9 protein-coding genes are annotated in these 8,787 nt (G+C 69.7%); 1 reads left to right on the top strand and 8 read right to left on the bottom strand.

Annotated features, from left to right (window positions below):
• Window positions 1-744: patatin-like phospholipase family protein (locus tag AB7U92_RS15880; RefSeq protein ID WP_428578816.1), on the top strand; the 744-nt coding region annotated here is incomplete at its 5' end.
• A gap of 1 nt (window position 745) precedes the next feature.
• On the opposite strand, the gene AB7U92_RS15875 is transcribed toward AB7U92_RS15880, so the two are convergent.
• The 8 genes from AB7U92_RS15875 to AB7U92_RS15840 form a co-directional block, all read right to left on the bottom strand.
• Window positions 746-1,084 carry a ComEA family DNA-binding protein gene (locus AB7U92_RS15875; protein ID WP_428578813.1) on the bottom strand — a complete coding sequence of 113 codons (339 nt, stop codon included), beginning with the start codon at window positions 1,082-1,084 and terminating at the stop codon, window positions 746-748.
• Between the two features lie 136 nt (window positions 1,085-1,220).
• Window positions 1,221-2,213 carry an ADP-glyceromanno-heptose 6-epimerase gene (rfaD, locus tag AB7U92_RS15870; protein ID WP_428578810.1) on the bottom strand — a complete coding sequence of 331 codons (993 nt, stop codon included), beginning with the start codon at window positions 2,211-2,213 and terminating at the stop codon, window positions 1,221-1,223.
• A complete protein-coding gene (gene rfaE1 / locus AB7U92_RS15865) occupies window positions 2,210-3,142 on the bottom strand; it encodes a D-glycero-beta-D-manno-heptose-7-phosphate kinase (protein ID WP_428578807.1) in 933 nt (310 codons plus the stop codon). Before rfaE1 ends, rfaD begins: the two co-directional genes overlap by 4 nt.
• Entirely contained in the window at window positions 3,139-4,287 is a 1,149-nt protein-coding gene (lapB, locus tag AB7U92_RS15860; protein ID WP_428578805.1) for a lipopolysaccharide assembly protein LapB, read from the bottom strand. The genes rfaE1 and lapB overlap by 4 nt, the downstream gene beginning before the upstream one ends.
• Entirely contained in the window at window positions 4,277-4,579 is a 303-nt protein-coding gene (locus AB7U92_RS15855) for a lipopolysaccharide assembly protein LapA domain-containing protein (protein WP_428578802.1), read from the bottom strand. The genes lapB and AB7U92_RS15855 overlap by 11 nt, the downstream gene beginning before the upstream one ends.
• A gap of 41 nt (window positions 4,580-4,620) precedes the next feature.
• Window positions 4,621-4,956, bottom strand: a complete 336-nt coding sequence (locus AB7U92_RS15850; RefSeq protein ID WP_428578800.1) for an integration host factor subunit beta — start codon at window positions 4,954-4,956, stop codon at window positions 4,621-4,623.
• Window positions 4,957-4,980: 24 nt separating this feature from the next.
• Complete coding sequence (rpsA, locus tag AB7U92_RS15845; protein WP_428578798.1) at window positions 4,981-6,696, bottom strand: 30S ribosomal protein S1; 1,716 nt, start codon at window positions 6,694-6,696, stop codon at window positions 4,981-4,983.
• A gap of 106 nt (window positions 6,697-6,802) precedes the next feature.
• Window positions 6,803-8,787 (bottom strand): bifunctional 3-phosphoshikimate 1-carboxyvinyltransferase/cytidylate kinase (locus tag AB7U92_RS15840; protein WP_428578796.1); only part of this gene is annotated, 1,985 nt, incomplete at its 5' end.

Below are 8,787 nucleotides of genomic sequence, written 5' to 3'. Positions count from 1 at the left end.
GGCCACCTGGAGGCGCTGGCCGTCACCGCCTCGGGCTACGGCTCGGGCCTGCACGTGACCTTCTACGACGCGATGAAGGAGATCGTGCCGTGGACGCGCTCGCAGCGCATCGCCGTGCGCGCCGAGATCGGCGTGCCGCACCTGATGGCCTCGTCGGCCATCCCGTTCGTCTTCCCGGCGGTGCCGCTGACGGTCGAAGGCCGCGTCGAGCACTTCGGCGACGGCTCGATGCGCCAGGCCGCGCCGATCTCGCCGGCGGTGCACCTCGGCGCCAGCCGCATCCTGATCATCGGCGCCGGGCGCATGCACGAACCGCCGGGGCCGCGCGCGCACAGCGCCGAGTATCCCAACCTGGCGCAGATCGCCGGCCACGCGCTGTCGAACATCTTCCTCGATGCGCTGGCGGTCGACGTGGAGCGCCTGCAGCGCATCAACGCCACGCTGAAGCTGCTGCCTCCGGACGCGCTCGCGCGCACCACGCTGCGGCCGATCGAGACACTGGTGATCGCGCCCAGCCAGCGCCTGGACGACCTGGCCGCCAAGCACCTCGGCTGCCTGCCCGCGCCGGTGCGAGGCATGCTTCGGGGCGTGGGCGTGTCGGGCCGCGGCGAGGACGCGCGCGGTGCGGCGCTGGCGAGCTACCTGCTCTTCGAGTCGCCGTACACGCGCGAACTGGTCGCCCTCGGCGTGGCCGACACGATGGCGCGCCGCGACGAGGTGCGCGCCTTCTTCGGCTGGTCCTGATTCAGGACTTCGCCTTCGGCTCGGCCGCCTTCTTCGGCGCCTTCTCGCCCTTGGTCTTCGCCGGCGCGTCGGTCGCCGAGTAGGCCTGGCCGTTGACGGTCAGCCCGTCGGCGGAGAACTTGCGCGCGTTGCCGTCGCCCACGCCCTTGACGCGGCCCTGCAGGTCGGCCCAGTTGTTGAAGCTGCCGGCCTTGCGCGCCTCGAGGATGCGGGTGGCCATCGACGGGCCGATGCCCTTGACGGCCTCGAGCTCGGCCTGGCTGGCCTTGTTGACGTCGGTGGCCGCGAAGGCGGCGGCGGAGGCGAGGGCGAGGACGGCGGCGGTGATGAACTTGAACATGATGAGGCTCCTTGTCGGTTGGCGAGCCGCGGAATTGCGAGCTCGGGAGCCAGTGTTCCGGCGCCGTGCCGCGGCGTGAATCGCCACGGCGGGCCACCCGGCCGACCGTCCCCCCGGCGGGGGACGTGAGGAATGCTCAGCCTTGCGTGGCCAGCCAGTTCACGTAGCGGCTCACGCCCGTGGCCACGTCGGCGAAGGCGTGGTCGCAGCCGGTGGCGCGCAGCCGCGCCAGATCGGCCTGCGTGAAGCACTGGTACTTGCCGACCAGCGCCTCGGGAAAGGGGATGTACTCCACCAGCCCGCGCGACACCAGTTCGGCCAGCGGCAGGGGCGCCTCCCCCTTCAGGGTGCGTGCCGCGTTCACCGCGGCCACGGCCACGTCGTTGAACGGCTGGGCGCGGCCGCTGCCGAGGTTGAAGATGCCACTCTTGCCAGGGTTCTGCAGGAACCAGAGGTTGACGGCCACCACGTCGTCGACGAAGACGAAGTCGCGCGACTGCATGCCCGGGCCGTAGCCGCCGTACTCGCCGAACAGCTTGACCTTGCCGTGCTCGCGGAACTGGTTGAAGTGGTGGAAGGCCACCGAGGCCATGCGGCCCTTGTGCTGCTCGCGCGGGCCGTAGACGTTGAAGTAGCGGAAGCCCACCACCTGGGCGGTCGCCGCGGGCAGCATGCGCCGCACCACGTTGTCGAACAGCAGCTTGCTGTAGCCGTAGACGTTCAGCGGCTGCTCGAACTGCGGTTCCTCGAGGAACGAGGCGCTGCCGCCGTAGGTGGCAGCCGACGAGGCGTAGAGCAGCCGCGTGCCCTGGCGCTGGCAGGCGTCGAGCAGGTCCTTCGAGCAGCGGTAATTGGTGTCCAGCATGTAGCGCCCGTCGTGCTGCATGGTGTCGGAGCAGGCGCCCTCATGGAGCACCGCGTCGACCTTGCCGAACTCGCCGCGCGCGAAGCGGGCGTAGAAGTCGGTCTTGTCAAAGTAGTCGCTGATCCTCGCGCCGAGCAGGTTGCGGTACTTCTGGCCGTTGGTCAGGTTGTCGACGGCGATCACGTCGTCGATGCCCAGCGCGTTCAGGCCGTGGACGATGTTGCTGCCGATCATGCCGGCCGCGCCGGTGACGACGACTCTCATGCGAACAACTCCTCGTACGAGACGCTGGCCGTGCCGAACTTGCCGACCACGATGCCGCCGGCCCGGTTGGCCACCGGCATCGCTTCGCGCAGCGTGTGGCCGCTGCCGAGCATGGCGGCCAGGGTGGCGATCACGGTGTCGCCGGCGCCGGTGACGTCGAACACCTCTCGCGCCTGCGCCGGCACCTGCGCGTGCCCCTGGGCGTCGAACAGCGAAATGCCTTCTTCGCTGCGGGTCAGCAGCAGACCCTCGAGCCGGTGTTCGGCGCGCAGCGCCTGCGCGCGCTCGTGCAGCTGGGCTTCGCTGGTCCAGGGGCCGATCACCTGCGCCAGCTCGGCACGGTTGGGCGTGATCACCGTGGCGCCGGCATAGCGGCTGTAGTCGCTGCCCTTGGGGTCGATCAGCACCGGCTTGCTCAGCTGCCGGGCCAGCTCGATCATGCGCGGGATGTGGGTCAGGCCGCCCTTGCCGTAGTCGGAGAACAGCACGGCGTCGTGCTGCGGGAGGGCGCGCTCGTAGTCGCCGAGCATGGCGGCGAGCACCTCGTGGTCGGGCTGGTTCTCGAAGTCGATGCGGATCAACTGCTGCGAGCGGCCGATCACGCGCAGCTTGACGATGGTGTAGAGCTGCGGATCGTGGCCGAGCAGCGCGGCCACGCCCTGGCGCTCGAGCAGCTGCTTGAGCTTGCGCGCCGGCTCGTCATCGCCGACCACCGTCATCAGCGTCGCCTGGGCGCCCAGCGTCTTCACGTTGAGCGCGACGTTGGCCGCGCCGCCCAGGCGCTCTTCCTCGCGGTTGACGCGAACCACCGGCACCGGCGCCTCGGGCGAGATGCGGTCGACGGCGCCGAACCAGTAGCGGTCGAGCATCGCGTCGCCGACCACCAGCACGCGGGCGCGGGCGAGTTGCTCTCGCGTGGGTGCAGTCATAGGTCTTCCTGCCGCAGCGGCGGATAGGTGTCCCAGCCCAGGCAGCCGGGGCATTGCCAGAAATAGTTCTGCGCTTCGAAGGCGCAGGCGGCGCAGCGGTAGCGGTGCAGAGGCTTTGCCGCGCGGGCGACGGCATCGTGCAGGGCCTTGGCCTCGCTGCCGTCGAGCTTCGCGTCCGGCGCGGACAGCAGCGTCTGCGCCGCGCTCAGCGAGCCCTGCTGCTGCAGATGCGAAAGCACCCGCGCCCGCTGGCGGGCCGCGTCGGGATCGAGCCGTCCGATGGCGGCCAGCAGGTCTCCGCTGGGCGTGCGGCGGTGCAGGGCGTCGAGGCGTTCCAGCGCCGCTTCGGCTTCGCCGAGCGCCTTCGCGCTCTCGGCGTAGTCGGCCGCGACGAGGTTGAAGGCCGCCGGGTGCGCCACCATCAGCGTGCCCCACTGCTGCACGGCTTCGCGGTGATCGCCGCGGGCGCGGGCGCGCTGGCCGGCCATGATCAACGGCCGCGGCGATTGCGGCGCTGCCTCGCGGGCGCGCTGAAGCGCTTCTTCGGCCTCGGCGGGCTGCTGCCGCGCATCGGCCTCGGCGGCGAGTTCGCACCAGTGGTGCGCGATGCGCGAGGCGAACGAGCCGCTGCCGCTGCGCTCGAGCCGCGCGGCCACCTCGGCGGCGGCGCGCCACTCGCGCGAGCGCTCGTGCAGCGCCAGCAGCGCCAGCCGCGCCTCGGTGTCGAACACCGTGCCTTCAAGCGCCTCGAAGGCCTGCTGGGCGCGGTCGAACAGGCCGGCCTTCATGAAGTCCTGCGCGAGTGCGTGCTGGGCGCGTTCGCGCTCGGAGGCCGGCAGGTCGGCGCGCTGCAGCAAGTGCTCGTGCACGCGAACGGCGCGCTCGTATTCGCCGCGGCGGCGGAACAGGTTGCCCAGCGCGAAGTGCAGGTCGGAGGTGTCGGGGTCGTGCTGCACGGCCTCGATGAAGGCGTCGATCGCCTTGTCGTGCTGCTCGTTGAGCAGCAGGTTCAGGCCCTGGTAGTAGGCCTTGGGCGAGTCCTTCTGCTCGCGCTTCCACTGGCGCAGGTCGAAGCGCGAAGCCAGCCAGCCCAGCGCGAAGGCCACCGGCAGGCCGAGCAGCAACCACTGCAGGTCAAAGTCCATCGCGCGGTGGGTAGTCCGGGGTCAGGGTGGGCACGGCGAGCTGCGAGGTGTCCGACCCCGGCTCGTCGCGGCGACGGCGCGCCACGGCGCGTTGTCGCCACCAGCTCGGCAGCATCGCCGAGATGCCGAACACGCAGCCTAGCGCGAAGGCCGCGAGCACCACGAACACCATGTTCGTGCGCCATTCGTGGCCGAAGAACCAGCGGATGGAGGCCTCGTGCTGGTTGTTCAGCGCGAAGGCGAAGAGAAGGAAGAAGAGGGCGGCTCGAACGAGCCAGGCGAGCAAGCGCATCGTGTCTCCCGCGGCGATTCTAGCGAGAGGGGGCGCGTGGCTCAGGGTGTGGCGGAGGGCTTGTCGCCGGCCGGGGTGTCGGGGTCGGTCACGGGCACGTGGGCATCCACGGCCTCGCGCAACGCCTTGCCCGGCTTGAAGTGGGGCACCAGCTTCTCGGGAATGATCACCTGCTCGCCGCTGCGCGGGTTGCGCCCCACGCGCGGCGGCCGGCGATTGATCGAGAAGCTGCCGAAACCGCGGATCTCGATGCGATGCCCGCGCGCGAGCGCGTCGGACATCGCATCCAGGATGGTCTTGACGGCGAACTCGGTGTCGCGGTGCGTCAGCTGGCTGAATCGCTCGGCCAGCTGGGCCACGAGATCGGAACGGGTCATGACGTGCGGTTCGGCAGCTGAGGCTTACTCGCTCTTGTTGTCCAGCTTGGCGCGCAGCAGGGCGCCCAGGCTGGTCGTGCCGGCGGTCTCGCGCTCGTTGCTGGCCGACAGGCGCTGCATCGCTTCCTGCTGGTCGGCGCTGTCCTTGGCCTTGATCGACAACTGGATCGAGCGCGTCTTGCGGTCGATGTTGATGATCAGGGCGGTGACCTCGTCGCCTTCCTTCAGCACGTTGCGGGCGTCTTCCACGCGGTCGCGCGAGATCTCCGAGGCGCGCAGGTAGCCGGTGACATCGTCGTTGAGCTGGATCTCCGCGCCGCGCGCGTCGACGCTCTTGACCTTGCCGGTCACCGTCATGCCGCGGTCGTTGACCGAGGTGTAGCTGGTGAACGGGTCGCTGTCGAGCTGCTTGATGCCCAGCGAGATGCGCTCGCGGTCGACGTCGACGGCCAGCACCACGGCCTCGACTTCCTGGCCCTTCTTGTAGTTGCGCACCGCGCTCTCGCCCGGCTCGTTCCAGGACAGGTCGGACAGGTGCACCAGGCCGTCGATGCCGGCGGCCAGGCCGACGAACACGCCGAAGTCGGTGATCGACTTGACCGGGCCGCGCACCTTGTCGCCGCGCTGCACGTTGGCGGCGAACTCTTCCCACGGGTTGGCCTTGCACTGCTTCATGCCCAGGCTGATGCGGCGCTTGTCCTCGTCGATCTCGAGCACCATGACCTCGACCTCGTCGCCGAGCGAGACGACCTTGCTCGGGGCGACGTTCTTGTTGGTCCAGTCCATCTCTGAGACGTGCACCAGGCCCTCGATGCCCGGCTCGATCTCGACGAACGCGCCGTAGTCGGCAATGTTCGTGACCTTGCCGAACAGGCGGGTGCCCTGCGGGTAGCGACGCGACACGCCGTGCCACGGGTCGTCGCCCAGCTGCTTGATGCCCAGCGAGACGCGGTTCTTCTCGGCGTCGAACTTGAGCACCTTGGCCTGCAGTTCCTGGCCGACCTGAACGACTTCGCTCGGGTGGCGGACGCGGCGCCAGGCCATGTCGGTGATGTGCAGCAGGCCGTCGATGCCGCCGAGGTCGACGAACGCGCCGTACTCGGTGATGTTCTTGACCACGCCGTTGACGATGGCGCCTTCGGTCAGCGTCTCGAGCAGCTTGGCGCGCTCTTCACCCATCGAGGCCTCGACCACCGCGCGGCGCGACAGCACCACGTTGTTGCGCTTGCGGTCGAGCTTGATGACCTTGAACTCCATGGTCTTGCCCTCGAACGGCGTCATGTCCTTGACGGGACGCGTGTCGAGCAGCGAGCCGGGCAGGAAGGCGCGGATGCCGTTGACGAGGACCGTCAGGCCGCCCTTGACCTTGCCGTTGACCGTGCCGGTGACGAATTCGCCGGACTCCAGAGCCTTCTCCAGCGACAGCCAGGAGGCCAGGCGCTTGGCCTTGTCGCGCGACAGGATGGTGTCGCCGTAGCCGTTCTCGAGGGCGTCGATGGCCACCGAGACGAAATCGCCGACCTGGACTTCGACTTCGCCCTGGTCGTTCTTGAACTCGTCGATGGGGATGTAGGCTTCCGACTTGAGGCCGGCATTGACCACCACGAAGTTGTAGTCGACACGGACCACTTCGGCCGTGATGACCTCGCCACTGCGCATCTCCGAGCGCTTCAGCGATTCTTCGAACAGGGCGGCAAACGATTCGCCGCCGGTGCTGGTGGCTTGTTGGGTTTGGGACATGGAGCTTCTCGGTGCAGCTTTCGCTGCGGGGTTGAGGTTGTCGATCCGCCGCCTCGGCGTGCCCTGCGGCACTGGAGGGAAGGCGACGGGCCTTGGGTCGTGCGGCTCAGCCGAACGGCCGGCGCTGATCCCAGGCTGTCAGAACCACATCCATCGAGGTTTCGACGGTCAGTTCGGAGTTGTCCAGCAGCAGCGCGTCTTCGGCCGGCTTCAAGGGAGCGACGCTGCGGTTTCGATCCCGTTCGTCGCGCGCCTCGAGCTCCGCCCGAAGGGTCGAGATGTTAGTCGGAATTCCCTTTGAAATCAACTGCTTGTAGCGCCTTTCCGCGCGCGTGGCGGCACTCGCGGTGAGGAACACCTTGAGCGCGGCCCCGGGGAAGATCACCGTGCCCATGTCGCGGCCGTCGGCCACCAGGCCCGGAATGCGCCGGAACGACAGCTGCAGCTGGCGCAGCGCCTCGCGCACGGCCGGCCAGGCCGAGACCTTCGAGGCCATCGCGCCGACGTCTTCGGCGCGCAGCGCATCGGCCACGTTCTCCTCGCCGAGGTGGGCGTCGCCGCCGACGAAGTGCAGCGGCAGGGTGGCGGCGATGCGTGCCAGCGCGGCCTCGTCGTCGGGCGCCACGCCGGTGCGCATCGCGGTCAGCGCGGTGGCGCGGTAGACCGCACCCGAGTCGAGGAAGTGGTAGCCCAGCGCCTTGGCGATCGCGCTGGCCAGCGTGCCCTTGCCGGAGGCGGTGGGGCCGTCCACCGTGATGACTGGCACCGCTTCCACGGGCGTGCGCACCAGGTCGAACAGCGCCTCGAAGTAGTCGGGGAAGGTCTTGCCGACGCACTTGGGATCCAGGATGCGCACCGGTACGCCGCCGAGAGCCGCCAGCGAGAAGCACATCGCGACGCGGTGGTCGTCGTAGGTGTGGATGGCTGCCGGTGTCAGCGATGCCGGCGGCGTCACGGCGATGAAGTCGGCGCCCTCGTCGACCGTGGCCCCGAGCTTGCGCAGTTCGGTGGCCATCGCGGAGATGCGGTCGGTTTCCTTGACGCGCCAACTGGCAATGTTGGTCAGCCGCGTGGTGCCTTGGGCGAACAGGGCCATCACGGCCAGGGTCATCGCGGCGTCGGGGATGTGGTTGCAGTCGAGCTCGATGGCTCGCAGCGGCCAGCGGCCGCGCCGCACCTCGAGGCAGCCGGGGCCGCCGGACACCTCGGCGCCCATGGACTGCGCCGCCTCGATGAAGCGAATGTCGCCCTGGATCGAGTCGGTGCCGACGCCTTCGATGCGCACCGGCGCTTCGATGGCGGCGATGGCGCCGAGCGCGACGAAATAGGACGCTGAGGAGGCGTCGCCCTCCACGTGCACGCGGCCCGGCGAGCGGTAGGCGCTGCCTTGCGGAATCGTGAAGCGCTGCCAGCCTTCACGCCGCACCGCGATGCCGAAGCGCGCGAGCAGGTTCAGCGTGATCTCCACATACGGCTTGGAGATCAGTTCGCCGTCGACCTCGACGACGAGTTCGCCATGCTGCGCCACCAGCGGCAAGGCCAGCAGCAGCGCGGTGAGGAACTGGCTGGAGACGTCGCCGCGCACGCGGATCGGCCGCTGCGTGTGCAGCCGCCCGCCGGGCTCGCCGCGCAGGCGCAGCGGCGGATAGCCGTCGGTGCCGGTGCAGTCGACCGTGCAGCCGAGCTGTCGCAGCGCGTCGACCAGGTCGCCGATCGGCCGCTCGTGCATGCGTGGCACGCCGGACAGCGTGAAGTCGCCACCCTGCGTCGCCGCGAGCAGCGCGAGCGCGGCCGTCAGCGGCCGCATCGCCGTGCCGGCATTGCCGAGGAACAGCTTCGCTTCCCGGGTAGACAGCCGCCCGCCCAGCCCGGTCACGCGCAGCACGGCACCGTCGCGCTCGAGCCGGCAGCCCAGCTGCTCCAGCGCGGCAAGCATCACCTGCGTGTCGTCGGAGTCGAGCAGGTCGTGGACCTCGGTGGTGCCGGCACTCAGGCCGGCCAGCAGCAGTACACGGTTGGAGATGCTCTTCGAGCCGGGCAGACGCACCGTGCCGGCAGCGGTGCCGAGGGCGGGGAGATCGAGGAATCGGG

Origin of the sequence: Piscinibacter sp. (assembly GCF_050175855.1) — a bacterium.
Lineage (GTDB): Bacteria > Pseudomonadota > Gammaproteobacteria > Burkholderiales > Burkholderiaceae_C > Piscinibacter.
Note: the sequence above shows the minus strand (reverse complement) of the source record. Positions and strands in the feature narration are given on the sequence as shown.